The following is a 26,208-nucleotide window of genomic DNA, read 5'->3' as shown; positions in this document are numbered from 1 at the left end:
CTCCTGATCTCGGGGTGAGTCCCGCGGGAGAGGCCGTCTACTTCTGCGGGCCGCAGGGGGGAAGTGATCCGTCGCGGACTCGGCAGGATCACCCCCGCGGAGCGGCCGGGCGGCGCGCGCCGTGGAGGTGACCCTGCCTGCCTTCCGCCCGCCGATCAGCCGAGCCGCCGATCGACCGACCACGCCCCGCTCCCGCGCGCGACGACCGCCGCGGCGATCGCGAGCCCGAGCGCGTGGTACTCCCACCCTTCCCCCGCCTGGCTCCCGAGCCAGTTCATGAAGAACCCGTGCTGCGCGTGGGTCGTCGCCGCGACGAGGAGGATCGCGCCGAGCCCGGCCGCCGCGATCCGCCCGCCGACGCCGGCGAGCAGCGCGAGCGGCGCGAAGAACTCCGTCGCGATCGCCAGCGTCGCCAGCGGCCCGGGGATCCCGATCGACACCATCCAGCCGTGCGTCCCGGCGTACCCGAACCCGCCGAACCAGCCCGCGAGGTGCTGCGCGCCGTGCGGGAACATCACCGCCGCGAGCACGATCCGGAGCGCGAACGCCACGCGGTCGTCCTCCGTCTTCACGAGCCGCGCGAGCAGCGCCGGCGCCGCGCTCACCGCCCCCGCGGTCGTCGCCGCGGCGCTCATCGCTGCACCTCCGCCGCCGCCGCGGCGCGCTCCATCACGAGCCCCGCGTCGCGCCAGGCCGCCTTGCCGCCAGTGAAGACCCGGACCGCCCCGTAGCCGAGCGCGGCGAGCCGCGCCGCGGCCGTGTGCGAGTTCCGGCAGGTCGGCCCCGAGCAATAGACGACGATGGGCGTGTCCCGCCCGGGCGCGACCTCCGCGATGGTCCTCTCGAGCCCGTCGAGCGGCAGGTTCACCGCCCCGGGCAAGTGCCCCGCCGCGTAGTAGGGCGCGGGCAGCACCTCCGCCACCACGAGGCCGTCGCCCCGGCCGATCCGCTCCGACAGCTCCTCGATCCCGATCTCGTTCGACACCCTCTCGTTCGACATAAACCGCTCCTCGCGCGGACGGCCGGACCTCTCTCCGCGCCGTCGACGAGGGGAATCTGCGCGCTCGCGCCTCCGTTATCCAACGAATGATCGTGATGAGGTATCATCACGAACGTGAATCTCTCGACCGTGAACCTGAACCTGCTCGTCGCGCTCGACGCCCTGCTCGCCGAGCGGCACGTCACGCGCGCCGCCGCGCGGGTCGGGGTCACCCAGAGCGCGATGAGCAACGCCCTCCGCCAGCTCCGCGCGCTCTTCGGCGATCCCCTCTTCGTGCGCGGCCGGCGCGGGGTGACCCCGACCCCGCGCGCGCTCGCCCTCGCCGAGCCGGTGCGCCGCGGCCTCGCCACGCTCGCCGAGGCGTTCGCGGAGCCGCGGTTCGACCCCGCGTCCGCGGAGCGCACGGTCGTCCTCGCGGCGAGCGATTACGTCGAGCTCGTCCTGCTCCCGCCGCTGCTCGCCCGCCTCGCGCGCGACGCCCCTGGCATCCGCCTCGAGGTCCGGCCGTGGGGGCTGCACGAGGTCCCGGACACCCTCGCGCGCGGCGAGGTCGACCTCGTCCTCGGCTACTTCGACCGCGTGCCGCCGCGCCACGGCCGGACCCGCCTCTTCGAGGAGCGGTTCGTGTGCATCGCGCGCCGCGGCCACCCGAGGATCCGCGCCCGGCTCACGACGAAGGCGTGGGTGGAGACCCCTCACGTCGTGGTCTCGGAGCGGGACGACGGCCCGACCGGCGTCGATCGCGCCCTCGCCGCCCACGGCCTCCGCCGGACCGTCGGCGTCCGGGTCTCGCATTTCCTGCTCGTCCCCGCGCTCGTCGCGCAGACCGACCTCGTCGCGGCGCTCAGCCGCCGCGTCGCCGAGCCGTTCGCCGCCTCGTTCGGCCTGCGCATCTACCCGCCGCCGATCGCCCTGCCCGCCGCGAAGGTCGGGATGGTCTGGCACGAGCGGCTGGAGGCCGACCCGGGGCACACGTGGCTACGCGGCGTGATCGCCGACGTCGCCGCCGGCGTGTGACCCGCCGGCGCGCCGCGCCGGCGTCCTTCCCATGGGACCGGCGCGCCGCGCCGGCGGCCTTCACATGCGGAGCACCGCGCTGCCCCAGGCGAGGCCGCCGCCCAGCGCGCACAGCAGGACCGTATGCCCGGCCCGGACGCGGCCGTCGCGCAGCGCCTCGTCCAGCGTGATGGCGACCGCGCCCGCGCCCGCGCACGTCGAGCCCGCGCCGAGGATGCGCTCCCGCGGGCAGCCGAGGCGCTCGGAGAGGCAAGCCACGACGTGGTCGTCCGCGTGGTGGGGGATCACCCAGTCGAGGTCCGCGGGCGTGAGCCCCGCCGCCGCGAGCGCCTCCGCGGCCTGGGCGCCGAGATGCTCCTCGACGGCCTGCCGCAGCTCGGGCACCTTCGCGCGCAGGTACTGCCGCCTGGCCGAGAGCCGCTCCTGCGTGAGCGGCTCCGCCGAGCCGCCGCCGGGCACCTGCAGCACGTCGGCCTTCTTCCCGTCGGCGCGGAGGCTCACGCCGAGGATCCCGCGCCCGTCCCCGGCCGCCGGCCCGACCACGACCGCGCCCGCGCCGTCGCCGAAGAGCTGGGCCGAGGTCCGGTCGCGCGGATCCACGCGGCGCGAGAGCATGTCCGCGCCGACGACCAGCACGTGCCGCAGCGTTCCGGCCGAGACGAACTGGTTCGCCACCGACAGTCCATAGACGAAGCCCGCCAGCGAGGCGGAGAGGTCGAACGACGGGACGGACTCGACCCCGAGCTTCTGCTGCACGTACACCGCCGTCGCGGGCATCGGCGCGTCGCCGCTCGAGGTGGCGACGATGAGCATCTCCACGTCGCCCGGCCCGAGGCCGGCCGCGGCGAGGGCCGCCTTCGCCGCCCTCGCCGCGAGGTCGCTCGTCACTTCCCCGGCCGCGGCCCCGCGCGGCGCCGCGCTCGCCTCGCCGGCGCCGCCGTCCGGGAGCGGCGCCTCCGCGGGCGCCGCGTCCTCCGGCGCGACCAGCGGCCGCGAGCGGCCTGTGCCGAGGATGCGCGCGCGAGGATTTCTGGCATCGGTGGTCATCGGCGTCGCAGCCTACATCATGCCCTGCGGGATGGGACGCACGATCGCGACCTGCGACGCGGCCCACGGAACGCTTGAGTCGCGGGCGCGCTCCGGTACATAAAGCGCCCCGATGGCTACGAGCTCCGACGACAAAGACCGCCACGACCCCGGAACGGACGACACCTCCGCCGACGAGGCCGATGCGCGCAACGCTGACGACGCCACGACCGAGGGGGAAGGCGAGCGCCGCGCGGCGGCCACCGCGCCCTCCGCGCCCTCGAGGCCCACGAAGCAGGCGGGCGCTGCGCGGCGCGCGGCGGGCAAGAAGCCCGGGGCGCGGCCGCGCGCGACCGCCCATCCGCAGGGCGGCTCGCTCGGCAAGAGCATGATCCTCTTCCTCATCATCATCGGCGGCCTCGCCGGCGCGTTCGCCTTTTTCGGGCGCGAGCCCGCGGGCGGCACCGCCGGGCCCAAGTGGAAGACCGGGGACAAGTCCCAGGTCGAGGTCACCCTCGTCTCCTCGGACATCAAGGATCTCGCCTGCTGGTCGGCCGAGGAGATCAACGGGCGGCATTGTGCGTTCGAGTCGCCCACGAAGGGCTGGTCGAAGGGCGACGCCGACGAAAAGAAGCTGCTCCGCCCTTACACCACCACGGACAGGGTGCAGTTCCTCGCGGCCGGCCTCTGGAGCGAGCCCGCCCTCACGGGCACGCTGCCGTCCGCACGGTTTGCGGTGAAGTGCACCTACACCGTCGAGGGCAGGATGAAGCGGCCTGGCATCCGCTGGTCGAGCGAGGGTGCCTGGCTCGACAGGGCGGATGACTGGTATTCGGGGCTCCTGTCGGACTGCAAGCTCATCAACCCCTGATGTCGCAGACGCTGCGCCGCCGGCTTGACGCGCGCGGCGGCGCAGCACGCGCCGCGTCGTGCACCAGGAACCTCGTGTGACCTCGACCCGCCGTGGTAGGTTGAATCTCGGCTTGGAGGTGCTCATGCACTGTCATCGGGTCATCGCGTTGGTGTCGTTGGCCGCATTGTTCGCTGTCGCTGGATGTGAAGCCGACCCCGGCACCGTGAATCCTCCCGCGGTGTACGTCACCGGCTCGACCTCGGGCGGCGGCGAGGGCGGCTCGCCGGCGTCCACGGCGAGCACGGGCGGCGACGGCGGCGGGGGCGGCGTGGTGTGCACGTGCGCGGAGGGCCTCACGTGCTGCGGCGGCCCGGAGACCTGCGTCAACCTGCTCAACGATCCGTTCAACTGCGGTGAGTGCGGCAACCATTGCGCGGCGGATCAGGCCTGCATTCAAGGCGAGTGCAGGGACGCCTGCGATCCCGGCTTCGGCTGCGAAGAGGGCATCTGCTGCGGCCTCAAGTGCTGTGATGCCACGATCGAGCTCTGCTGCGACTACGGCACCAGCGCCGACGCGCCCGACCTGCATTGCCAGACGCCCGTGAACGGGACGTGCCCCCTCGCCTGCTCCGGCTGCGAAGAGGACTGACCTACACCCATGCTGCGCGGCGCGTGCTCCTCCCGGGCGCGCGCCGCGCCTGGCCCTGCGCGCGGCGCCCTGCGCGCGGCGCCCTGCGCGCGGCGCGCGGCGCGCTCAAGCTCGGTGGAAAATTTTGCCCGGGTACTTGCGCTCGAAGTGCCCGACGACGCCGCGGCCGATCGCCTCGATGGTGAGGCCCGCGATGGTCATCTTGATGGCCGGCCCGATCAGGGGGACGAAGCCGACGGCCCGGGTGGCGAGAAATTTCAGCCCTTGCCCGAGGATCGCGAAGCTCCCGCCGGCGGCGGTCGTCGCCACGGATCCGACGCTCTCGCCGTAGATCTCGCCGACCATCGACATCATGTGGGTCTCGATCGCGACGAGCCCTGCGGACGTCGAGACCGGAAGCGGGAGGGCCGCGAACGCGGCGCCGCCGATGGCGTAGCGGTGGACCCAGCGGAGAGCTTCTTCCCTGCACGTCGTCATGCCTCGAGGTTGGCCCAAGTTTCGTCTTCCGTCCATCGACGAACGCCGCGACGGCCGCTCCGACCCGCGCGCACGGCAGGCGTCCAGTGAGCCGCCTTCCGGGATCGCCGGGCCCGCGCGCACAGCGCCCGGGAGAGGAGGTGTACGCCGCACACGGACGCTCCGGCGGGGCCGCGGGGCCGGACGACGCATCGCCGCTGTCCGGGTCACGACCGTGAATGTCCGGTCTCGAGCGGCGATGATCGCGACGAACGGCGCGCGGCGCAGCGCGGCGCAGCGCGGCGCAACGCGCTCAAAGCGCTCAACGCGCGCGAAACGCGGTGAAAAAGAGCGCACCACCGGTATGCGCGGCGCCTTCATCTGCTACGTTGATGGGGTGTTGCGCGCGAAGCTCGGACCCGCGACGCCCCGGCGTCTCTCCGCTCTTGTTGTCAGTCTCGGCGCGGCCACGCTCCTCGGCTGCGAGGGCACCCATTTCCCTGCGCCCCTGGAGGTACCGGCGATCGACGACAGCGCGCCCGCGTGCGCCCCGGATCAACTCAGCAGCTCGAGCGGCTGTGTCTCGGTGGGCATTCAGGGCTGCGCCGAGGACTTCATCGAGGACGACGGCCTCTGCCGCCCCGCGCTCGAGAAGTGCTCGCCCGGGACGGCCCCGAAGCACGACGAGGGGTGCGTGGACGTCGGGATCTCCGGCTGTGCGGCGGAGTTCATGGGAGCTGACGGCTGCCGTCCCACCATGGCCGTGTGCCCGCCGGGGACATTCGCCGTCCCGCAGGCGGGGTGTGTCTCGATGGACGGGCCCGACGGCTGCGGCGAGGACACATGGGGTCAACTCGTCGAGATGCCCGGCGACGTGCACGTCAATCCGGGCCACGGCGGCGGGGGCGGCGACGGGTCTCGGGTGAAGCCGTTCGCGACCGTCGCGGCGGCGCTGGCGCAGGTGCAGGACGGCGGGCGCATCGTCCTGGCCGAGGGCGATTACGACGAGGCGGTCGAGATCGACAGGCCCATCGAGCTCGTCGGCCGGTGCGCCTCCAAGGTCACGCTCCGGGGCACGCAGAGCGACGAGACGGGCAACCTCAGCACGATCTGGATCCACGACGTCGAGGGCGCCGGCGTGCGCGGCGTGAGCGTGGCCAGCGCGTCCATCGGGCTGTTTGTCGATGCGGCGCAGGCCTCCGTGCGCGACGTCCACGTCGCGGGCGCGAGCGGCAGCGGCGTCGTGGTCGTCTCGCACCCGGGCGCGCACCTCGACCTGTCCCGCAGCGTCGTCCAGGCGACGCGCCCGAGCGGCGGCGCGGGCGAGGTCCTGACCAGCGTGCTCGTCCTCTCCGGGGCGAGCGCGCGGCTCACCGAGAACGCGCTGCTCGACGGCACCATCAACCTGAGGGTCAGCTCCGAGGCGCAGGAGGTGACGGCCGAGGGCAACCTGCTGGAGGTCACCGCCTCGCAGGCGGACGCGGGCGAGGCCGTCGGCGCGCTCGTCGACGCGGGCGCGCTGCGGCTCAGCGCGAACGCCCTCGTCCACCACCACGTGGGCGCGCTGGTGACGGGCGCCGGCGCGGCGCTCGCGGCGACGCGGAACCTCATCGCCGCCCCGCCCGAGGGCGCGCCGGGCTCGAGCGACGTCAAGGCGGACCAGGGCGCCCGCGCGACGCTGAAGTCCAACGTGCTCTCCGGCGCGTGCGACGCGCAGCTCACGGTCGCGGACGCCGGGACCGAGGTCGACGCCTCCGGGAACCTCTTCCACGGCGCGGGCGCCGCCGGCACCGACCGCCCCGGTTACGCCGTGGAGCAGCGGGGCGGCTCGCTGTCGCTCTCGTCGGACGTCGTGTTCCAGGCCGGCGACGCCGGCCTGCTCGTGTCGGGGGGCACGCTGGCCGCCGGCGGCGTGATCGTCGAGGGCACGCGCGCGAGCCCGATCGATCCGGAGCTCTCGGCCGGCGTGCTGGTGCAGGCCGCCGGCGCCACGCTGACGTCGACCTACGTCGCGGCGGGCCACGTCGCCGGGGTCGCCGCGATCAGGGGAGCGCGCCTCGAGCTCTCGGGCAGCCTCATCGAGGGCACGGGCCCGGAGGAGCGCGGCGGTGCGGGCGGCGTCGGCCTGCTGAGCAGCGGGGCGAAGCGCCTCGTGGTCCAGAGGACGGCGGTGCTGGCGAGCCGCGCCGCGGGCGTGCTGCTGCTGTCCTCGCCGAGCGCGATCGAGGAGACGCTCGTCCGCGGCGTCGAGATCGGGACGTTCTCGGCCGTGGGCGACGCCCCGCAAGCGGAGCTCGTCCCGGACATGGGGGACGGCCTGCTCGCCCTCGGCTCGACGGCAGAGGTGAGCGCGGCGCAGGTCGAGGGCTGCGCGCGCGCCGGCCTGCTCTTCAGCGACAGCGACGGCGCGCTCGCGCGCTCTCGCGCCACCGGCAACCGGTTCGGCCTGGTCCTGCAGGGCGCGCGCGCGCCGGCGGTCGAGAAGGACAACACCTTCCAGGGCAACCGCGAGCGGGACGAGGTCACCGAGGGCGATCTGCCCGTCCCCGAGATCACCGCGACCGCCCCCTAGGCGGCGCGGCGCGCCGCGCACGTCCCCGGCTCGCCCCGTCGAGGACGTGCGCCCGGTCGAGCTCGCTCTCGTGCGTCGGCGCGCGCGTCCGGATGGTGGCGCGCGCTGCGCGGCCTCGAGCTGCGTCGTCGAGAGCTTGCGTTGATGTCGCGAAAACGACGTGGGGCAGGAAGCACGATGGGCGCCGATGACGACGATCGCACACCTCACCGATCTCCATCTCCTCGAGGCGGATCACGACCGGCGCCGCGGCGCCGAGCGCTGGCGGCTCCGCTACCTGAGCTTCGGCCGCCCCATCGACGCGGCCGAGCGCCGCGGCCGCGCGCTGGCCGCGCTCGTCGAGGCGCGGCGGAGCGGCGCGGATCACCTGGTGCTCACCGGCGACCTCACCGAGGACGGCGCCCCCGCCCAGTTCGAGGTGCTCGCCGCGGTGCTGGCGGAGAGCGGCTGGGCGCCGGAGCACGTCACCCTCGTGCCGGGCAACCACGACGCCTACGCCGGAGGCGACGCGTGGGAGCGCGCCCTCGGCGGCCCGCTGTGCCCCTTCGCGGCGACGAGCGGGCCGGGGACGACGGTCGCCCTCCCCGGGGCGATCGTGACCGCCGTCTCCACCGCGATCATGCAGCCGGTGACCCGCTCGGCGGGCGCGATCGCGGCCCGCGAGCTCGCGCACGTCGCCGCGCTCGCCGCCGAGACGCGGCGGTCGGGCAACGCGCTGGTGCTCGCGCAGCATCACCCGCCGCTCCGCCACCCCATCGGCGCATGGCAGTGGCTCGACGGTCTCATCAACTGCGCCGAGCTGATGGCGCTGCTCCACGAGCACGACCATCTCCACGTCATTCACGGCCACACACACCGCGAGAACGATGCCCCTGTGCGCGCCGGCGCGCCGCCTCGGATCTTCTGCGCGCAGGCGCTCGTGGACGGACATGCGCCGCTGCGCTTCTACCGTGTGCGCCACGGACGCCTCCTCTCGGAGACGACGCGTGTACGGAGCGGCGCGTCGAATTTCGCGATGGCGTAGAAACTATCAGGGGCACTGGAGGTGCATCTCACCTTCAACGCCCTCCTTTCGCCGGAAGACAGGGCTCGTATAGATTTCCTGTCGACGCATGAAATTCATTCGCTTCTTCAAAGGATCGATCCCCCTCGTTTGTCTCTCCGCGCCCGTTGCCCTCGTGGGCTGCGGCGGCGCCGAGCCCGCGCCTCAGGCGCCGGTGATGCGCGATGAAGGCCCGCAAGATGCGTCGCGCCCGTCGATGAGCGCGAGCGCCGAGATCGGCGCGATGAGCGAGGAGAAGGTGCAAGCGGCGTTCGAGCGCGCCTCGCGTCGCCTCTCGAGCTGTTACGAGAAGGGCGTCCGGCGCATCCCCTACCTCGGCGGCGAGATCCGGTTCAAGGTCCGGGTGACGGAGGAGGGCGCGGCCCGCTGGGCGTTCGTGAAGGAGTCGACGCTCGGCGATCGCGAGACCGAGGCGTGCATGCTGAGCGTCCTCAAGGCGACGCGGTGGCCGAAGCCGGTCGGCGGCGAGGGCCTCGCCGAGAACAGCTTCACGTTCGAGCCGAGCAGCGACGAGCGTCCGCCGGTGCCGTGGACGCCCGACCAGCTTGGCACGCCGTACAAGAAGGCGCGGCCGGCGCTCGAGTCCTGCCGGAGCCAGGCCGGCGCGAGCCAGCTCAAGGCGACGCTCTACATCGACACCGACGGCAAGCCGCTCGCGGTGGGCGTCTCCAGCGCCGACGAACGGGGCGAGGACGCGGCCGAGTGTGTCGCCGGCGCGCTCCGCGACATCACGTTCCCTTCCCCTGGCAGCTACGCCTCGAAGGTCAGCGTCGACATCGACTGACGCCGGGCGCCGCCGCTCGCCTACCGCCGCGCCGCCGCGTCGCTGCGCCGCTGCGCGGGCGGCGATCGACGGTGGAGGCCGACCGGACGGGCCCGCCGCCCGCGCCCTGCCGTCCAGGGCCGGTCGGCGCGAGGTGCGGCCGCGGGTCCCGGCCAGCGAGCGTGAAATCTCCTGCTCTCGCTGGGGCGCGCGCCGCTCGACTGCGCTACGCTCTCGCCGTGGGCAAGGTCCTCCGGCAGATCCTGGTGCTCTTGTGGAAGGTGGCTCGTCTCGTCCTGTGGCGGTGGCTGAAGCCGCGGCTGATGAGGCTCATGATGATCACCGCGGCGGTCGTCGGGGTCATCCTGCTCGTGGTGGCCGTGCTCGGCAGGTTGTAGGCCCTGCCCGACGATCGCGGGGCGGGTGACGCAGGGGCGGGTCGCCGTCCGCTTGTCCGCCGCGGCGTCCGGCAAGTAGTCTCCTGCCCTTGTGGATAGGTCACCGTCCTCCCTGCTCCTCGCGGTCCTGACGTGGGTGGTCGCGTCGGGGGGCGCCGCCGGATGCTCCGAAGAGAGCCCCGCCGCCGCGGCCGCGCCTGCCGCTCCCGAGGCGGAAGTTCAGGAAGACGCGCCCGCGCCGGCTCCGCCGGGCGCCGCTGCGCCGGGCGCCGCGCAGGCCAGCGCGGACGCCGAGCGGGCCGCGCCGGACGACGGCGCGCAGCGCGCGGACGCCGAGCGGGCCGCGCCGGACGACGGCGCGCAGCGCGCGAAGGCGCCGGCTCCGGCGGAGGCCGAAGGGACGGCCGCCGCGGGTGCGGCCGGGGAGGTCGCGCGCATCTACTCGAAGGCGCGGTTCGCCTGGATCAGCCCCGGCCCGTACCCGACGCGGGGGTGGAGCGGCTACCTGGGGCTCGGCGGCTCGGTCGCGCTGCGCGGCGGCAGCGTCGAGGCTGCGCGGACGCGCGGCGAGGGCTGCGACGCCTGGTACGCCGTCGAGCCGCGGGGGTACATCTGCGCCGGCGCCAGCGCCACGGTCGACCCGAACGACCCCATCGTCGTCGCGCTGCGCCCCCACGCGCCCAAGGTCGACTCCCCGTGGCCCTACGAGTACGCCGAGTCGACCGGCGCGCCGCGCTACCCGCGGCTCCCGAGCGCGAAGGAGCAGCGGCGCGCCGAGTGGGATCTCGAGGAGCACCTCGCGAACGTCGCGAAGGCGCGCGCCGCCGGCAGCCTGACCGACGAGGCCGTCCGGGAGATCGACGAGGCCCTCGTCGGCGTCGACCTGAGGCCGGCGGGCGTCGCTGCCCCGGCGCTGTTCCCCTTCGGCGACCTCGTGCGCGAGGGCCGGGACCGGATCGTGAACGGCTCGACCGTGGGGTTCACCCGAGCGTTCGACGCGCTGGATCGGACCTGGGTCGTGACGTCGGACCAGGCGTACATGCCGAAGGATCGGCTCAAGCCGTACCCGCGATCGAGGTTCCAGGGCGTCTGGCTGAAGGACGGGCGCTCGCTCCCGCTCGCGTTCTTCCGCAAGACGGAGCGGCCCAAGTACCAGCGCGGCGCGGGCGGTCAGATCGAGCCGACCGGCGCGTCCTTCGCGCGGCTCGCGTGGGTCGGGCTCACGGGTCGCGCCGAGGTCCAGGGAGACGCGCGGTACCTCGAGACGCAGGAGCCTGGGATCTACGTGCTCGCGGACGACGCGGTGGTGATCGAGGCGGCGAAGCGCGCCCCGCTCGACGGCGAGAACGAGCCCTCCTCGCCGCCGCGAAAGTGGATCGAGGTGAGCGTGCTCGGCGGCTGGTTCGTCGCGTACGAGGAGCTCACCCCGGTCTTCGCGACGCTCATCTCGCCCGGGCGCGGCGGCGTCCCGAGGAAGGGCATCCCGGCGATCGAGACCGCCGCGACGCCGACGGGGCGCTTCCGCATCGACGGCAAGTTCGTGACGGCGACGATGGTGTCCAGCACGAACGACAACATCGTCCACTCCGACGTGCAGTTCGTGCAGAACTTCAGCGGCCCCCACGCGTTGCACGGCGCGTACTGGCACGACGCGTGGGGCGAGCTGAAGAGCGGCGGCTGCGTCAACCTCTCCCCGATCGACGCGAAGCAGATGTTCGCCTGGACCGATCCACAGGTCCCGGAGGGGTGGCACGGCCTGCGGGCCTCCCGTGACGCCGGCCGATCCACGGTGGTCCTCATCCACCGCTGATCGCGCGCGAGAGCCGGTCCGCGAGCCGCGCGGCGGCTTCCGCGAACACGGCCGGCTCGAGCAGGAGGCCGACGACGAGGAAGCCGTCGCGCGGCATGTCGAAGAAATAGCCGGGGTGGACGATGACCCCCTCGTCGCGCACGAGGAGCTCGACCCAGCCGTCCTCGTCGAACACGCGCGGCACCTCCAGCGTCGCGTACCAGCCGCCATCGACCGGGAGCCGCCGGACCGCGCCGCCGCCCCGCGCCGCGATCGCCGCGTCGAGCGCCGCCAGGTTCGCCTGCACGCGCGCCTGGATCGCGCGCTGGACGGGCGCGCGCGCGGCGAGGATCTCCGGCAGCGCGAGCTGCACCGGCGTGCCGACCGAGAGGTAGGTATCGGCGATGATCTCGAGCCGCTCGACCGCCGCGGCGGCGAGCGCCGGCGGCCCCGACACGGCGATCCAGCCGAGCTTGAGCTGCGGCAGCGCCATCACCTTCGACAGCCCGCTCAGCACGAACGTCAGCGCCTGCCGCGGGCCGGCGAAGCTCGGCAGGCGGTCCGGGGCGAGGACCCCGTGCGTGTAGTCGCCGAACACCTCATCGACGATCAGGGCGAGGCCGCGCTCCAGCGCGAGCGCCTCGAGCGCCGCGGCCTCGTCGCGGCGCACGAAGGAGCCGGTGGGGTTGTTCGGGTGGACGAGCACCACCGCCCGCGTCCGCTCCCCGGCGGCGCGCTCGAGCGCGCCGAGGTCGATCCGCCACCCCTCTTCCCTGACGAGCGGGTAGGGCGTCAGCGCGACGTCCTCCAGGCAGGCGAGGAACTCGAGCAGCGGGTACGACGGCACGGGGACGAGCACGTCGTCGCCGCGCTCGGCGAGCAGCTTGAGCAGCCAGCCGTAGGCCTCGCTGGTGCTGGCGGTGAGCACGACGTTCTCCGGCGGCACGTCGAGCCCGCGCTCCTGGTAGTAGCGCGACACCGCGGCCCGCGCGCCGGGGTCGCCGAGCGGCAGCGGCGCGTACCGGCAGCCGCGCGGCTCGCCCAGCCGCGCGACGAGGGGCGCCGTGTCGACGATCCCGCAGCGCGTCGGGTTCGCCTCGGTGAAATCGACGAGCGCGCGCCCCGCGCGGCGCGCCTCGGCGAGGACGGAGGCGAGCCGGTTCTCCGAGAGATCCCAGCCGGTGCGCCCCGCGAAGCGGAGCGGCCTCGGCCCGGGCGCTTCCCCCGCTTCCGCCTCCGCCATGGATGATCGATCTGAGCTCGCCCGTCTCTCCATCAACGCCCCTGATCCGTCGGTCGCCGCCGTCGGTCGCCGTCTGGTGCTCGGCCACGGTGACACGGGCGGCGCCGGACCGCAGCCTGGCGCGCCTCGCGGAGAGCAGCTCGCCGCCCTCGTCCACGCCAGCCTCGCCGCGCGTGGGCTCCGGGGCGATGGTACCGTGCCCGCTCAGGAGCTCGCCGCGGCGGGCTCGACGAGCTCACCGCGCTCGCCTCTTCCGAGGTCCTGGAGGTTCCCCGATGAGGATTCTTGGCTCTCTTGCCGCAGCAGCCATGGCGACGCTCGGGCTCTCCTGCGGCAGCCGCGTGGACGTGGACACCGACGGGAGCGGCGGCAGCGACGCGACCGGTCCGGGGTCCACCACGTCGGGCCGCAGCGGCGGGCACGGCGATGAACCGGGCGCCGCGGGGTCCACGTCGACGGACGGCAGCGGCGGGGCGAGCGTGGGCTGCGCTGCGCCGGATCCCGTGGGGCGCGTCGAAGACTGCGCGCAGGTCGCCTCGGTGGGCACGGGCCTCGTCGAGTGCAGCTCCGAGCTCTGTGATGCGGCCGGCAACACGTTCGTGAGCCATTGCCTCGCGGGCATGTGCCTCTGCGTCGTCAACGGCGCCGCGCTCTGCACCTGCGCGACGCCGTCCGGCAGCGACGTCTGCGCCGGGGACACCCCGCCGTGCTGCCCGTTCCCCCCGCCCCCGTGAAGTGACCCGAGGTCCCCCCAAGGCGCGGAGCTCACCTCCGGCGCCGCCGGCGCGCCGCCAGCACCGCCGCGAGGCCGCCCGCGAGCCCGAGCGCGCCTCGACGCGGCGAGGGCCCCCGCTCCGCGCCGGTCGCGGCGCAGGCGCACGCTCCGCTCGCCGCCTCGAGCTCCCCGCCCGCCATCCACACGTCGCTCCCGACCGCCAGCGCGCGCGCGCCGAGCGAGACGCCGTCGTAGAGCACGTCGACGTCCACCGTCGATCCGCCCGAGCCGCGCGGCGCGGCGATCGCGAACCGCCACAGGCCGCGGCGCACCTCGGCGAGCGGCGTGTGCACCACCCCGCCGCGGAGCGACAGCGCGAGCTTGTCGCGCTGGCCTCCCACCGGGGAGCCGTCCTCCCGCCGGAGCTCGACCGTGCCCCAGACGGGCCATGACGGGTCGGGCCGGGCGTAGGCGCTCGACAGCACGTACCAGCTCTTCTCGATCGCCGGCGCGTTGCTCCCGGTCTCGACGGCCTCGAGCGCGAGCCGCGCTCCCTCGACGTCGAGCACGCCGGGGCCGAGCTGCGCCTCGAGCGGGACGGCGCCCCTCGGGTAGCGCGCGCCCGCCTGGAGCACCTCCGTGACGTCGGCCTGGGTCAGGTTCGGGTTGTGCTGGAACAGGAGCGCGATCGCGCCCGTGACCTGGGGCGCCGACATCGACGAGCCCGACGCGACCCCGTGGTAGTCGTCGACCACATAACAAGGCTCGTCGTCGGGGCACCCGGGCGAGTCGAACAGCCCTCCGCGGTGGTCGCGCGGATCGACCCCGCTCGCCATGGCGGCCGCGACGAAGCCTCCGGGCGCGCTGATCTCGGGCTTGGCCACCCCGAACGGCGTGGGACCGGCCGCGCTGAAGTAGCAGGCGCTGTCCTCCTGGATCGCCGTGCCGTCGAGCTCGAAGAGGCGCACGCCCACGGGGCTGTCCCGCGGGGTCCAGCTGACGCGGTTGATGGTGCACCCCACGGCGAGCAGGTCCGGGTGGCTCGCGGGCACGTTGATCGTCCCCTGCTTGACGGCGCGCGTGAACAGGAGCCCGAGGTCGTGCGAGGGCGAGACGTCGCCGAGCCCCGTGACCCAGAGCTGCGCCTCCCCGCGCCCTTGCAGGCGGATGACGAACTCCCCTGCGTCCCATGCCCCGCTGAAGGCCACGACGGCGCTGTTCGTGTCCGCGGTGATGGGCGACTTCCCGTTCGCGAGCCGGTTGATCACGGCGCCCGTCGTCTCGCCGTCGTCCTCCGAGTAGCCGGCGTCCTCGCCGGGATCGATCATGCCGATCCACCCTTCCCCGCCCGGTCCATCGAGGCCGACCGACACCTCGTCGCCTGGGCGGAAGGTGATCCAGACGTACCCTTGCCCGTCCGACGATTTCGGCGTGCGGATGGCCACGCGCGTCTCGGCGTGCGGCGAGACGTGCGCCTCGGTGTGGCTCCCCATCGGCCCCTCCCCGTCGACCTCGTACAGCGCCCCGCTGTTGCCGGCGGCCACGACGATCGCGCGGCCCGGGCGATCCTTGCCGACCATGGCGGCGAGCCCTTTCTCGAGCGGGCTCGTCCCGTCGTGGGGCCCGAAGTCGCTCCCGACGCTCAGGTTGACGACGGCGGGCATGCCGAGCTCCTCGGCGCGCTCGAAGATGAACGTCACCGCCTTGAGGATGTCCGGGTCCTCGAACCCCTCTCCGGGCCGCGATGGCGCGGCGACGATCAGCGTGGCCCCGGGCGCGACCCCAACGTACCGCGGCCGCGGCACGACCATCGGCCCGCCGTTGCCCGCCGCGATGGAGGCCACGTGTGTGCCGTGGCCGGAGATGTCGCGCAGGATCCCCGGCCGGTCCTCCGCGAGCATCGCGTCGATGTCGGCGGCGGCGAAGATCGCGCAGGGGGACTGGTCCGGGTCGCCGCACCCGTACCTCTGCTCGAGCGGCGCGTGCAGCCCTCGCGGCTCACCTGCCTGGAGCATCCACTGGATGCGCGTCTTGCCGCTCGCGTCCCGGAAGTCCGGGTGGGTCACGTCGAGGCCGGTGTCGACGACGCCGACGACGACGCCCGTACCGTCTCCCCCTTTGGTGGCCTCCCGGTACTGCTTGAGCCGGAGCCACCCCTTGGATCGGTCGAGGAGCGGCATCCGCGGCGGCCCCGTGAGCAGCGAGAGCCCGGGGTTCGCGGCGGAGAAGGCCTCGACCTCCCCGGGCGCGAGCCGGATCGCGCCGAACCCCGGCGCGACCGGCAGCAGCCCGAGCGCCCGTGCATCGGCGCCGGCCGGCAGCGGCACCATCACCGGGATGCGCCCGCGCGCGTCGGCGAGCGGATGTCGCCCGAGGCGCGAGCGGAGCAGGCGCGCGACGGCCGGGGCTGGCGCGTCGGCGCGCGATTCGCCTGGAACGAGAAGGGAGCCGAGCAGCGCGAGGGAAAGCAACGACCTGCGGGCCAACACGCGGCGAGTCTACACCACCTTCCCGCGCGACCGGCCCCGCGGAGCACATCACCCTCGCCGCTCACACGGGCGGCACGAGGTGCTTCTTGCGCGGCCGCTCTTCCACCTTGCCGGCGTACCGCTCGAAGCGGCGCGCCACCTCGCGGCGGAGGTTCGAGGTCGGGACGACGGCGTCGATCACGAGCTCGCTCGCGAGCTTCTCCAGATCGACGTCGGCCCGGTACTCGTCGCGCAGCTTCTGCACCAGCGCGTCGCGCTCGGGCCCGGCCGGGATCGCCTGGATCTTGTTGTAGTAGACGGCGTTCACCGCGGCGCTCGGCCCCATCACCGCGATGGACGCCGAGGGCAGCGCGATGCACTCGTCCGGCGAGAACGCCGGCCCGCACATCGCGTAGAGCCCGGCGCCGTACGCCTTGCGCACGATGACGGACAGCTTCGGCACGCTCGCCTCGCTCACGGCGGCGATCATCTTCGCGCCGGCCCGGATGATCCCCTGCCGCTCCACGACGGTCCCGATCATGAACCCCGGCACGTCCGCGAGGTAGAGGAGCGGGATGTTGAAGGCGTCGCAGAGCCAGATGAACCGCGCGGCCTTGTCGGCGGAGTCCACGAACAGCACGCCGCCCTTGTACTTCGGCTGGTTCGCGACGATCCCCACCGCGCGCCCCTCGATCCGCGCGAGCCCCGTGACGATCTCGCGCGCGAAGAGCCTCTTGATCTCCACGAAGCTGCCCTCGTCGACGATCGCGTCGATCACGGCCAGGATGTCGAACGGCTTGTTCTCGTCCGCGGGGATCACGTCCTCGAGCGGCCGCTGCCCAGGCTTCTCCGCCCTCGGCTCGGCGCGGCGCGGGGCCTCGGCGGAGCTCTGCGGCATCAGCGCGAGGTACCGCTTCGCGAACGCGATCGCCTCCTCCTCGGTCTTCACGAGCACGTCCCCGCACCCCGAGACCGAGCAGTGCATGCGCGCTCCGCCGAGCTCTTCGAGCGTCACCTTCTCGCCGATGACCATCTCCGCCATCCGCGGCGAGCCCAGGTACATGCTCGCGTTGTTCTCGACCATGCACACGACGTCGCAGAACGCCGGGATGTAGGCGCCCCCCGCGGCCGACGGGCCGAACAGCAGGCAGATCTGCGGCACGAGGCCGCTCAGCTCGACCTGGTTGTAGAAGATCCGGCCCGCGCCGCGCCGCCCGGGGAACATCTCGATCTGGTCGGTGATCCGCGCGCCGGCCGAGTCGACCAGGTAGAACAGCGGGCACCGGAGGCGCCGCGCGGTCTCCTGCACGCGCAGGATCTTCTCGACGGTGCGGCGCCCCCACGAGCCGGCCTTCACGGTCGAGTCGTTCGCCATCACGCACACGGGCCGCCCGTCCATCGTCCCGGTGCCGGTGATGACGCCGTCCGCCGGCAGCTCGGGATCCTGCGCGTTGGCGAGCGCCGCGTCCTCGATGAAGCTCCCTTCGTCGAGGAGCAGCGCGACGCGCTGCCGCGCGAACAGCTTTCCCTGCTCCGCGTTCTTGTCGTGGTACTTCTGCGCGCCCCCCTTCTCGATGCGCGCCGTGAGCTCCCTCAGCTTCTGATCGAGCGACATGGCGCGACCCATAGCCCTAAGCGCGCCGGGCGACCACCTCTCGCGCCGCCGTTTCGAGCTCCCGCGCCGTCCGGGCTACCAGCACCTTGGTCGACGCCGCCGCGTAGCGCAGCATGGCGCTGTCGCCGGTCCCCCAGGCCCCCGGCCCCTCCGGGCAAAGCCACAGGACCGCCCGCGCTCGGTCGCGGATGCGCCGCACGACCTCCGCCTCGTCCGCGAAGTAATTCGTCCGGCCGTCGCCCAGGATCACGACGGTCACCCGCCGATCGATCTCGCGCCCGTGGCGCTCCTCGAAGGCCCTGAGCACGCGCCCGTAGTTCGAGTTGTGCGCGCGGCTCACCACCTCGCCGCGCTGGATGCGCTCCAGCGCGGCGTTCGTCGGCATGCCTTCGAAGAGCTCGGTCGTCTCGGCGAGCTCGCTCACGAAGACGAACGAGCGCGTCCGATCGAAGAGCTCCTGCGCCGCGCAGACGAACTCGAGCATGAACCTCGCGGCGACGCGGACCGAATCCGACACGTCGCACAGGACCATCAGCCGCGGCTTGTCGCGTCGGCGCGCCCGCCGCGCCGGCCGGAAGGGCACGCCGCCCGTCTGGAGGCTGCGCCGCAGGGTCCGGTGGGGGTCGATCCTGCCGCGCCGCGCCCGGCGCCGGCGGACCCGCTCGGCGCCGCGGAGCCGCTCCGAGAGCTCCCGCACGGCGCGGCGCACCTCCTCCATCTCGCCCTCGTCGAGCGAGGCGAACGGCACGTCCATGCGACCGGCCGAGGCGGGCTCCTCGCCTTCGGAGCGCCGCAGCGTCAGCGCCACGTGCTCGCGCACGCGGTGCCGCATCCGGTCCAGCTCGGCGGTCAGCGCGTCAGCGAGGGCCCCTCCGCGGTCGTCGCCGAGCGCCTCTTGCAGGGCGCTCCGGATCCGCCGGAGCGCGCTCGCGACGCCCCGCACGCCGAGCTGGTCCATCACCCGCTGCGTGAAGAACCCGACCTGGAGCGAGCTCGTCATCGGCGCGAGCACGCGCGCGATCCCCGCCGACCGGAGCACGCTGTCGAGCTCCCCGGCGCTCCCGGCGAGCGCGTGGAACCCGATGGCGTCGCCCGAGGCGCCGCTCCGCTCCGCCGCGGCGCTCAGCAGATCGCGCAGGGCCGAGAGCTCGCCGTCCGAGAAGCCTCGCTCTCGCAGGCGCCCCCAGAGATCGCCGACGTGCGCGCCTTCGGGGGAGAAGAAGCGCGCGAAGCTCTCGTGGTACCGGCGCAGCTCCGCCGCGCGCTCGACGACCACCGCGCCGATGGCGTCCCGCAGCGCCGCGCGATCGCCGAACCCGACCAGCGCGCACGCGCGCGCGACGTCGATCGCCTGCGACGTCGAGACGGCGAAGCCGTCGCGCCGCAGCGCCCACAGGAACTCGTCGATGGAGAGCAACATGGGGGCTACCCGCCCGGCGCGGGCTCGCGGCCGTCAGGGCGCCGGCGCCGGCTCTGTGAGCAGGGTCTTGAGGAGCTTCTCGATCTCGGCGTGACGGGACGGGTCGTAGCCGACCAGCACCTCGCGGATGACGCCCTTCTTGTCGATCACGAACATCGTGGGCAGCGCGCTCACGCCGTAGGTTGCGGAGGTCGACTCCGCGCTGTCGGACGCGACCGCGTAGCGCATCGAGAGCGCCTGCGCCGTCTTCGTCGCGACGCCGACGTTGTCGCTGGTGATGCCGACGACCCGCAGCCCCTGCGCGGCGTACGTCGCGTGCCACTTCGAGAGCTGCGGGGCCATCAGGCGGCACGGCGCGCACCAGGTCGCCCAGAAATCCAGCAGCACGACATTGCCGCGCAGGGCTCCGACGTTCGCCGGGACCGTCCCGGCGACGGTGGAGAGCGACTTCCAGGCTGGCGCGAAGGTCCCGATCTTGTCGAGGCGGAGGATCTGATCGCGCCCGGGGAACGGCGCCAGCGTCGGCGTGACGTCGCGCTCCTGACCGCCGCGCCGGATCCGCAGGTTCACGGTGTTTCCCGGTCCTGCGAGCGCGACCCGCGCCACCAGCTGCTTCGGGTCCTCCAGCGGCACGCCATCCGCCGAGACGACCTGGTCGCCGTCCACGATCCCCGCCTTGGCCGCTGGCGAGCTGGTGACGACGTGCTTCGCGATCACCCCCCCCGACGGACCAGGTTCCAGCTCGACGCCGAGCCAGGCGCGACGAGACGCCTCCTGGGCTGCTGCGTGCGGAGCGCCTCCCATCAGCGCCGCGCCCGACAGCGCGACCAGGGTTGCGGTCAAGAGGGCGCGCCACGCGCGGCCCTGCCTGGAAGCGGCCAGGTGCATCCCGGGCAGTGTAGCATCTCGACCGGTGCGGTCCCGATTCCGCCTCTCTGCGCGGCGCGCGCTCGCCGCGGCATCCCTGGCCTGCGCGACGATCGCGGTGGTGTCGACGGAGGCGCCTTCGCCTCCCGTGGGGCCGCCCCTGCCGCTCGGCTGCGCCTCGCCGCCCCGCCCCCGTGCGCCCGACGACGCCTCGGCGGCGTGGATCGGGCGCAGCCTCGCCGCGGAGCCTCGCGCGACCGCGCCTGCGCCCGCCGCGTCTGGTGCGCCTCTGCCTCCGGAGGCCTCCACTTGGGAGCTCGCCGCGCAGTTCCCGAGCTTCAAGCCTGCCACGGGCCGCGCCCGGTCCCAGCACTTCACGGGCGAGCTGGAGGCGGAGGTGCGGATCAACGCCGCTGCCGAGCCTTACCCGGTGCTCGGCCCGGGTCGCGTTCTCCCGCCGGGCGCGGCCCTCGTCGAGTTTCACTACACAGCGGGCTCATCCGAGCCGGTGACGCTCCTCGCGATGGTCAAGCGGCCGGCCGGCTACGACCCGGATGGCGGCGACTGGGAGTACCTCCTCCTCACGCCTCAGGGCCGAGCCACTCACCGCGGCCCCCTGGCTCTCTGCAAGCGCTGCCACGCTGACGCGCCGCACGACCACCTCTTCGGCGGTCCTCGGTGAAGTCCCCCACCTCTCCGTGGCAACAGTCCGCAAAGATTGCGAAGCGCTGCCCCTGACGCGACAGCGATGCCCCGGCCTGTGCCACCCCTGTACAGGTCAGCACGCGGGAAACCGCGGTGAAACACGTTTATTCCGCCGGAGGCCGGACGCCGGGAGCTGGGCCGCGGACGGCCCCGCAAGAATGGCACGAACGCTGCTCCAGGCGGAATTGACCGCGTTCCTCGCTGTGGGCTGCAGCGTGTCGCGGTCCTCCTCCCTCCCGACAGGCCTTATTCGACTTGGCTTGGTCATTCGGCTGGCGCTTGTTTCGCCTCGTCTGAAGCTCAGCTACTGCTTGGCTTACGCCTTCTCTGGTTGCTCCAGGTTCACTTGTTCGCCTCTTGCAGCGCCTTCAACGCTTCGCCTTTTGCTTTGAGAGCCTAGGAAGGCGCGCGGCATTCCCCTCCGGAATCGCCGCGCGCTGTGTTTTTGTGCCACGGCTGTCCAAGCGAAGGCCGCGAGTGCTTCGTCCGCGGCGTCGCATGCGACACGCGCCGCGTGCTCTCGAGCACGTCGCCCCGTCGTCGCACGGCGAAGAGCGCCGAGCGGCCTCGAGCTTGTCGCACGCGTTCGCCGGACGGCCTCGAGCTTGCTGTTTCGCGTCATCGAATGGCACCGCTCGCCTCCCTGTTGGCGCGACGTCCCCCTGTTGGCGCGACGTCCAGGGAGTCGCGGGGCTCGCTGACGTGCGAACGCGGAAATAGCGCCTCCGGGCGTGTGTTTTCGGACCCGATTCACTTTTTCTTTGACAGCCAGCCCAGAGCCGTCTAAACGCCGGCACTCGCTTCGCGCAATCGAACGCGGACGCGAGGAGGGCGTGGCGTAGCCATGCCTTCCAGCTTGCCTTGATGAGAGCGCCCATAGCTCAGCTGGATAGAGCATCGGCCTACGAAGCCGGGGGTCGGAAGTTCGAATCTTCCTGGGCGCGCCTGATCGGTTGTGTGAGCGATCCTGAAATCATCATCCATCATGGATCCTGGAGCAAATGCGCTCCTCTCCGGCGCGGAGCAGGCGGATGATGCGGTTGTCGCCGACGTGCGGTACATGCGCGAGGCCCTCGCGGAGGCCCAGGCTGCGGCAGCTGCCGAGGACGTCCCCGTGGGAGCTGTCATCGTGGGTGCCGATGGTGCCGTGCTGGCACGCGGCCGAAACCGGCGAGAGATCGACCAGGATCCGACCGGGCACGCCGAGGTAGACGCTCTGAGGGCGGCGGCCAGGCGGCTTGGCCGCTGGCGGCTGGAGGGAGCGACGGTCTACGCGACGCTGGAGCCGTGCCCCATGTGCGCGGGCGCGCTCGTCAATGCCAGGATCGCGCGGCTCGTTTACGGCTGCCCCGACCCGAAGGCGGGCGCGGTCGATACGCTGTTCGCGATCGGGCGGGACAGCCGGCTCAACCACCGTTTTGCCGTGACGTCGGGCGTGCTTGCGGACGAGAGCGCCGCCTTGCTCCGCGCGTTCTTCGCGAAGCTCCGGAGCGCTGCCGTCAAACGCTGACCGCGAGCGCCCGGCTCCGTGCGTGCCCGCCGGTCGGGACGCCTGCGCCTGCCACGGGCGCTTCGGTCAGGGCGCCGCCCACGTGCCGCCCTGCTCTTCGGCCATGCTCTCTTCCACGTCCTCGGCGAGCGGCCGGGGCGCCAGGTGAGGAGCCGGGGAACCTCGCACGACGGTCTCCTGCAGCCCCTTCTCGAGCTCTTCGTCGGAGAGCCGACGGCGTTTGTGCGCGATCTCCATGAGCTTTCGCAGGTAACCGCTCCATGCGGGCGTCACCTCGCCGCTCGAGCTGAAGTGCTGCACGTTCGGGTTTGGCAGGATCGACGCGAGGTAGAGCGCCTGTCCGAGCGAGAGCTGGGCCGCCGTCGTGTTGAAGTAGTGCCGCGCCGCGGCGCCGATCCCGTAGACGAGCGGTCCGAACTCCACCACGTTCAGGTAGAGTTCCATGATCTGCTCCTTGGTGAGCTCCTGCTCGAGGTACATCGTGAGCAGGGTTTCCTGGAGCTTGCGCGCCACGCTCTTGGTCCGCTCGAGGTAGAGGTTCTTCGCCAGCTGCATGCTGACGGTGCTCGCTCCCCGCACGAACCGCCTCTTTCGGAGGTTCTCGCGGATCGAGTTCTTGATGGCCTCCTCGTCGAAGCCGTGGTGCCGGTGGAAGCCGCCGTCCTCGGTGGTCAGCACGGCGACCTCCATGAAGCGAGAGATGTCTTCGTAGGGAACCCACTCGGGGGTCCCTGGCCCGGACTCGACCTCGACGCGCTGGCCACCTGGCCCGTAGACGAGGCGCTGGAAGGCGCGCCTGAAGCGGTCGACGCTCAGCTCGGGCGGCATCTCGGCGACGCGGCAGGTGTTGGAGATGCCCCAGTCGAGCGAGAAGGTCCGGTCGAGGTTTGCGGTGTCGAATCGAAGCTTCCCTTCGATCCCGAAGGAGCCGGCGAGCCGCATGCCGTGGAGCTTCGCCACCACCCCCTTGGGCACCGAGTCCAGCATCGAGTGGCAGGCCGTGAGGGGCACCTCGAAGCTGCCGCGAACCCGGTGGGATGCCCCGGCGTGCTCGTACTCGCCGCGCGCGATCAGCCGCAGGGCGCCGAGATCGATCTCCGCGTCCTCTGCGACGATCTTGGACCCGTCGAGCTTTCCGGTCGCCTTGGCTCGCCACGCCAGGTCGAGGCCTGCGATGGGCTCGTCCGCCAGGGCCGCGCTCTGCAACGAGAGGTTCTTCAGCCGCCCCTCTCCATCGACGCCCAGCGTCTGGCCGTCCGCCGAGAGGACGATGCGCGCCCGGCTGACGATCGAGGTACGCGCCACGTCGAACAGCCCCATGTCCCCCTCGTGGACGCCGAGGGTCGAGAGCCAGATGGGTCCGCCGTGTACATCGGCAACGATCTCCTGCGGGGTGTCCTTCGCGTCGGTGATCGGTACCCGGAGGCGGAACGTGAGCGCCTGCTGGGCGTCGACGCCGACCGCCGCGATCGCCGCCTCGCCAGGCGAGAGTTCCACGACCAGAGCACCGGCTTCCCGCCGGACAGCGAAGCTGCCTGGCCCCAGGTTCAGCATGTCGGCCCCGCGCTTGAGCCGCGCGGTCACCCCTGCGACGTCGACCTTGGCTCCCTCGCCCAGCGCCAGGTCGATGCCCCTGGCCGTGCGCACCAGGGCATCACGAATCGCGGCCCCGCGGTTCTGCGTTGGCTCCTGTCGCTCGCTGCCTTCCGCTGTTCTCGTGACCTGTGCCGGCCGCGTGTTCCCCGCGGGCTCGGGGGCGACCGGAGGCTCAGGTTCGACCGCTGGAAGCGCGATCTCGGCGTCGATGGCCACGGCCGAGAGCCCGCTAACCTGGTAGCTCGCGCGCTCGCGGACGAGCGCCAGCTGGCCCTCTCGAACCGAGAAGGATGCACGCCCGAGCGACAACATCGCTTCTTGGGCGGCGATGGTCAGACGTCCGTCGGCGCGTGAGAGGCGCACCCCGGTAGCGGACATGCTCTCGGTGGGTGCATCGGCCCGGTCGTTCCAGGCGAGTTTCAGCCCCTCGAGCTCCGTGCTCCCACCGCCCTCCGCCGTGCTGGCGCCCGGGCGACCTGCGGGCTGCCCGGCCCGCCATGCCTCCAGTTCCTGGAGGATCGCATCTTGCGTACCGACCGCGGAGACTACCCCCCCTCGCATCGTGATGCGGCGTCCGGACCAGCCGAGCGCGACGTCGACCTCATCCAGCCGGATCGACACGCTTGGCGCGCCATGCAGTCGGACGTTCACCTGTCGCAACACCACGCCGTCCCATGTAGGTCGGACCTGTTCGATCGCGACGGAAGCGCCGTACCTGTCAGCGGCGCGCTCGGCCTGGAAGCGCACGAAGGGCGCAAACCCTGCGATGAGCCCACAGCCGAGGGCACCACCGACCACCGAGGCGACTCTCCAGCGCTTGGATCCCAAGGTTCACCTAGGGTAGCAACGCCTGGGGGCCGAGCGAAACTCGGAGCGTCCTTCGGACGGCCATCTTGAGAGGCTCGGGCTGCATGCGCCGGCCGAGACTTCGGTGGAAAATTGCACCTGGGTACAGCTCACCTCACGCCGGAGCTCGTCGCTCGATGCCACGGTACGAACGGCAAACGTGTGCGTCGCTTCCCGCGGGCATGGGGGCGAGGTAGTTCCAAGCGGGGCGCGCCGGCGGGTGGGGTCGCGCGGCGGGGGCGGGCGGGCGCTGGCCAATCGGCAAGACTGGGACGAGGGAGCTTGCGCTGGGAACACCGCCCGGCATGTCTCCCTTCGGGCCTCGCCAGCTGGGAGGTTTCGTTGCGCGCCACACAAGGCGCGCCTGCAGCCTCGAGCCCCCTGAAGCCTTATGGCACCTCGGTCGGTGCTCGGCGCGCCCGCCCGCCCCCGCCGCGCGCCCCCACCCGCCGGCGCTTACCATTGGACTATGGAAAGAAGGTTGGGGAGAAGCGCTGGATCCGTTCGATTGACGGTAGGGCCCCGGCAAGAGGTGCGGCGTGGCGACGGACCGTCCTTTAGCGCCAAGTCATCGGGCTGAAGGGCGGTTGAGTGGAGCGCCGGACCCGTTCGATTGACGGTAGGCCTCCGGCGAGGGTGCTCGTCGCGCGGCGCGGGGGACGGGCTGTTGTTTGAGCCCGGATACGTCGTGTCTCCGGAGTGCGCAGCACGGAGGGGACACGACGTCCAAGGCGAGTTCAGCCTGTCCCCTGCGCCGCGCGACGAGCACCCTCGCCGGAGGCCGGGCAGCTCGCGACGCCCTCCCAGCGACCGGGCGATCTGGACCAGCGCCATCGAGGCGGCCGGAGCCAGCCGAACCAGACCCAAGCCCGGAGGCCCGAAGACAAAGGACAAAAAAAAACCTGCGCACAGCAGGTGCTGCTGTGCGCAGGTCAAGAGAAAATCCCGGCGGCGTCCTACTCTCCCACTAGGTTGCCCTAGCAGTACCATCGGCTCCAAGGAGCTTAACTTCCGAGTTCGGTATGGGATCGGGTGTGACCTCCTCGATATCACCACCGGAAACTTGTGGGTGCGTCCAACTGGAAACCCTGCGGAGCCCGCGTTCACGGTCCTCCACGCAAGGTCAGCGTCAGCTGTGTTGCGCTGCTCGTCACCCGAACTCCGGGCGCGAGGCTTCGATGTTTGCCTTAGAAGTATGGTCAAGCCGCACGACCTATTAGTACCGGTTAGCTCCGCCGATCGCTCGGCTTCCACATCCGGCCTATCAACCTCGTGGTCTACAAGGGGTCTTTAGGGGCCTTGCGGCCCGGGACACCTAGTCTTGAGGCCGGCTTCCCGCTTAGATGCTTTCAGCGGTTATCCGTTCCGTACATGGCTACCCGGCTATGCCCTTGGCAGGACAACCGGCGCACCAGAGGTACGTCCACCCAGGTCCTCTCGTACTATGGGCAGCTCCTCTCAAGTGTCCTACGCCCACGGCAGATAGGGACCAAACTGTCTCACGACGTTTTAAACCCAGCTCGCGTACCGCTTTAATCGGCGAACAGCCGAACCCTTGGGACCTGCTCCAGCCCCAGGATGCGATGGGCCGACATCGAGGTGCCAAACCGCGCCGCCGATATGAACTCTCAGGCGCG

General features: G+C 72.6%; 21 protein-coding genes, 1 tRNA gene and 2 rRNA genes (1 of these 24 running past the window's edge). 12 read left to right on the top strand and 12 right to left on the bottom strand.

All coding sequences use genetic code 11. The features are described from left to right. Nucleotides 1–155: 155 nt before the first annotated feature. Together WMF43_RS14375 and WMF43_RS14370 are read right to left on the bottom strand one after the other, a co-directional pair. Entirely contained in the window at nucleotides 156–635 is a 480-nt protein-coding gene (locus tag WMF43_RS14375) for a DoxX family protein (protein ID WP_437680698.1), read from the bottom strand. Continuing rightward, nucleotides 632–1,000, bottom strand: a complete 369-nt coding sequence (locus tag WMF43_RS14370) for a rhodanese-like domain-containing protein (RefSeq protein ID WP_437680696.1) — start codon at nucleotides 998–1,000, stop codon at nucleotides 632–634. The genes WMF43_RS14375 and WMF43_RS14370 overlap by 4 nt, the downstream gene beginning before the upstream one ends. Nucleotides 1,001–1,114: 114 nt before the next feature. On the opposite strand from WMF43_RS14370, the gene WMF43_RS14365 reads away from it, so the two are divergent. Further along, a complete protein-coding gene (locus WMF43_RS14365) occupies nucleotides 1,115–2,017 on the top strand; it encodes a LysR family transcriptional regulator (protein WP_437680694.1) in 903 nt (300 codons plus the stop codon). 60 nt (nucleotides 2,018–2,077) lie between these two features. Here WMF43_RS14365 and WMF43_RS14360 read toward each other — a convergent pair whose 3' ends face one another. Continuing rightward, nucleotides 2,078–3,064: a 3-oxoacyl-ACP synthase III family protein gene (locus WMF43_RS14360; protein WP_437680692.1), complete on the bottom strand. Its 987-nt coding sequence runs from the start codon at nucleotides 3,062–3,064 to the stop codon at nucleotides 2,078–2,080. 112 nt (nucleotides 3,065–3,176) lie between these two features. Here WMF43_RS14360 and WMF43_RS14355 point away from each other — a divergent pair, with 112 nt between their 5' ends. Then, nucleotides 3,177–3,914, top strand: a complete 738-nt coding sequence (locus WMF43_RS14355) for a hypothetical protein (protein ID WP_437680690.1) — start codon at nucleotides 3,177–3,179, stop codon at nucleotides 3,912–3,914. 205 nt (nucleotides 3,915–4,119) lie between these two features. Then, entirely contained in the window at nucleotides 4,120–4,545 is a 426-nt protein-coding gene (locus WMF43_RS14350; RefSeq protein ID WP_437680688.1) for a hypothetical protein, read from the top strand. Nucleotides 4,546–4,650: 105 nt separating this feature from the next. On the opposite strand, the gene WMF43_RS14345 is transcribed toward WMF43_RS14350, so the two are convergent. Continuing rightward, on the bottom strand, nucleotides 4,651–5,040 hold the full coding sequence (locus tag WMF43_RS14345) for a hypothetical protein (protein WP_437680687.1): 390 nt from the start codon (nucleotides 5,038–5,040) through the stop codon (nucleotides 4,651–4,653). Between the two features lie 325 nt (nucleotides 5,041–5,365). Between WMF43_RS14345 and WMF43_RS14340 the strand changes: the two genes are divergently transcribed. The 5 genes from WMF43_RS14340 to WMF43_RS14320 all read left to right on the top strand — a co-directional run bounded on the left by WMF43_RS14340 (nucleotide 5,366) and on the right by WMF43_RS14320 (nucleotide 11,607). Beyond that, nucleotides 5,366–7,573, top strand: a complete 2,208-nt coding sequence (locus tag WMF43_RS14340) for a hypothetical protein (protein WP_437680685.1) — start codon at nucleotides 5,366–5,368, stop codon at nucleotides 7,571–7,573. A 187-nt stretch (nucleotides 7,574–7,760) separates the two neighbouring features. Further along, a complete protein-coding gene (locus WMF43_RS14335) occupies nucleotides 7,761–8,597 on the top strand; it encodes a metallophosphoesterase family protein (RefSeq protein ID WP_437680683.1) in 837 nt (278 codons plus the stop codon). Between the two features lie 88 nt (nucleotides 8,598–8,685). Further along, the gene (locus tag WMF43_RS14330) at nucleotides 8,686–9,420 is read left to right on the top strand and encodes an AgmX/PglI C-terminal domain-containing protein (protein ID WP_437680681.1); all 735 of its coding nucleotides are present in this window, start codon (nucleotides 8,686–8,688) and stop codon (nucleotides 9,418–9,420) included. A gap of 218 nt (nucleotides 9,421–9,638) precedes the next feature. Then, nucleotides 9,639–9,797: a hypothetical protein gene (locus tag WMF43_RS14325; protein WP_437680679.1), complete on the top strand. Its 159-nt coding sequence runs from the start codon at nucleotides 9,639–9,641 to the stop codon at nucleotides 9,795–9,797. 91 nt (nucleotides 9,798–9,888) lie between these two features. Beyond that, nucleotides 9,889–11,607, top strand: a complete 1,719-nt coding sequence (locus tag WMF43_RS14320) for a L,D-transpeptidase (RefSeq protein ID WP_437680678.1) — start codon at nucleotides 9,889–9,891, stop codon at nucleotides 11,605–11,607. Here the strand turns inward: WMF43_RS14320 and WMF43_RS14315 are convergent. Further along, on the bottom strand, nucleotides 11,594–12,829 hold the full coding sequence (locus tag WMF43_RS14315; RefSeq protein WP_437680676.1) for a pyridoxal phosphate-dependent aminotransferase: 1,236 nt from the start codon (nucleotides 12,827–12,829) through the stop codon (nucleotides 11,594–11,596). The genes WMF43_RS14320 and WMF43_RS14315 overlap by 14 nt on opposite strands. 275 nt (nucleotides 12,830–13,104) lie before the next feature. Between WMF43_RS14315 and WMF43_RS14310 the strand changes: the two genes are divergently transcribed. Next, nucleotides 13,105–13,563 carry a hypothetical protein gene (locus WMF43_RS14310; RefSeq protein WP_437680675.1) on the top strand — a complete coding sequence of 153 codons (459 nt, stop codon included), beginning with the start codon at nucleotides 13,105–13,107 and terminating at the stop codon, nucleotides 13,561–13,563. Between the two features lie 31 nt (nucleotides 13,564–13,594). Here WMF43_RS14310 and WMF43_RS14305 read toward each other — a convergent pair whose 3' ends face one another. From WMF43_RS14305 to WMF43_RS14290, 4 genes are all read right to left on the bottom strand, one after another. Beyond that, entirely contained in the window at nucleotides 13,595–16,033 is a 2,439-nt protein-coding gene (locus tag WMF43_RS14305) for a S8 family serine peptidase (RefSeq protein WP_437680673.1), read from the bottom strand. Nucleotides 16,034–16,094: 61 nt separating this feature from the next. Next, nucleotides 16,095–17,627, bottom strand: coding sequence for an acyl-CoA carboxylase subunit beta (locus WMF43_RS14300; protein WP_437680671.1), 1,533 nt, complete (start codon nucleotides 17,625–17,627; stop codon nucleotides 16,095–16,097). 16 nt (nucleotides 17,628–17,643) lie between these two features. Continuing rightward, the gene (locus tag WMF43_RS14295) at nucleotides 17,644–19,047 is read right to left on the bottom strand and encodes a VWA domain-containing protein (protein WP_437680669.1); all 1,404 of its coding nucleotides are present in this window, start codon (nucleotides 19,045–19,047) and stop codon (nucleotides 17,644–17,646) included. Nucleotides 19,048–19,080: 33 nt separating this feature from the next. After that, nucleotides 19,081–19,890 carry a redoxin domain-containing protein gene (locus WMF43_RS14290; protein WP_437680667.1) on the bottom strand — a complete coding sequence of 270 codons (810 nt, stop codon included), beginning with the start codon at nucleotides 19,888–19,890 and terminating at the stop codon, nucleotides 19,081–19,083. Nucleotides 19,891–19,960: 70 nt separating this feature from the next. On the opposite strand from WMF43_RS14290, the gene WMF43_RS14285 reads away from it, so the two are divergent. The 3 genes from WMF43_RS14285 (at nucleotide 19,961) to WMF43_RS14275 (ending at nucleotide 22,129) form a co-directional block, all read left to right on the top strand. After that, nucleotides 19,961–20,596, top strand: coding sequence for a hypothetical protein (locus tag WMF43_RS14285; RefSeq protein ID WP_437680666.1), 636 nt, complete (start codon nucleotides 19,961–19,963; stop codon nucleotides 20,594–20,596). 893 nt (nucleotides 20,597–21,489) lie between these two features. Continuing rightward, nucleotides 21,490–21,563: transfer RNA gene (locus WMF43_RS14280), tRNA-Arg, on the top strand. A gap of 116 nt (nucleotides 21,564–21,679) precedes the next feature. After that, nucleotides 21,680–22,129, top strand: coding sequence for a nucleoside deaminase (locus WMF43_RS14275; RefSeq protein ID WP_437680664.1), 450 nt, complete (start codon nucleotides 21,680–21,682; stop codon nucleotides 22,127–22,129). Between the two features lie 66 nt (nucleotides 22,130–22,195). Here WMF43_RS14275 and WMF43_RS14270 read toward each other — a convergent pair whose 3' ends face one another. The 3 genes from WMF43_RS14270 to WMF43_RS14260 all read right to left on the bottom strand — a co-directional run. Continuing rightward, nucleotides 22,196–23,776: a transglycosylase domain-containing protein gene (locus tag WMF43_RS14270; RefSeq protein ID WP_437680662.1), complete on the bottom strand. Its 1,581-nt coding sequence runs from the start codon at nucleotides 23,774–23,776 to the stop codon at nucleotides 22,196–22,198. 1,738 nt (nucleotides 23,777–25,514) lie between these two features. Beyond that, a 5S ribosomal RNA gene (rrf, locus tag WMF43_RS14265) occupies nucleotides 25,515–25,631 on the bottom strand. Between the two features lie 135 nt (nucleotides 25,632–25,766). After that, nucleotides 25,767–26,208 (bottom strand): 23S ribosomal RNA (locus WMF43_RS14260); it runs 2,568 nt beyond the window's last position.

Origin of the sequence: Sorangium sp. So ce131, assembly GCF_051519095.1 — a bacterium.
Lineage (GTDB): Bacteria > Myxococcota_A > Polyangia > Polyangiales > Polyangiaceae > Sorangium.
Note: the sequence above shows the minus strand (reverse complement) of the source record. Positions and strands in the feature narration are given on the sequence as shown.

Bases quoted from the DNA above. Each gene is read 5' to 3' on its own strand.
- WMF43_RS14330 (WP_437680681.1), top strand. From the start codon at position 8,686: ATGAAATTCATTCGCTTCTTCAAAGGATCGATCCCCCTCGTTTGTCTC.
- WMF43_RS14375 (WP_437680698.1), bottom strand. From the start codon at position 635: ATGAGCGCCGCGGCGACGACCGCGGGGGCGGTGAGCGCGGCGCCGGCG.
- WMF43_RS14300 (WP_437680671.1), bottom strand. From the start codon at position 17,627: ATGTCGCTCGATCAGAAGCTGAGGGAGCTCACGGCGCGCATCGAGAAG.
- WMF43_RS14315 (WP_437680676.1), bottom strand. From the start codon at position 12,829: ATGGCGGAGGCGGAAGCGGGGGAAGCGCCCGGGCCGAGGCCGCTCCGC.
- WMF43_RS14295 (WP_437680669.1), bottom strand. From the start codon at position 19,047: ATGTTGCTCTCCATCGACGAGTTCCTGTGGGCGCTGCGGCGCGACGGC.
- WMF43_RS14335 (WP_437680683.1), top strand. From the start codon at position 7,761: ATGACGACGATCGCACACCTCACCGATCTCCATCTCCTCGAGGCGGAT.
- WMF43_RS14340 (WP_437680685.1), top strand. From the start codon at position 5,366: ATGCGCGGCGCCTTCATCTGCTACGTTGATGGGGTGTTGCGCGCGAAG.
- WMF43_RS14360 (WP_437680692.1), bottom strand. From the start codon at position 3,064: ATGACCACCGATGCCAGAAATCCTCGCGCGCGCATCCTCGGCACAGGC.
- WMF43_RS14355 (WP_437680690.1), top strand. From the start codon at position 3,177: ATGGCTACGAGCTCCGACGACAAAGACCGCCACGACCCCGGAACGGAC.
- WMF43_RS14370 (WP_437680696.1), bottom strand. From the start codon at position 1,000: ATGTCGAACGAGAGGGTGTCGAACGAGATCGGGATCGAGGAGCTGTCG.
- WMF43_RS14310 (WP_437680675.1), top strand. From the start codon at position 13,105: ATGAGGATTCTTGGCTCTCTTGCCGCAGCAGCCATGGCGACGCTCGGG.
- WMF43_RS14275 (WP_437680664.1), top strand. From the start codon at position 21,680: ATGCGCGAGGCCCTCGCGGAGGCCCAGGCTGCGGCAGCTGCCGAGGAC.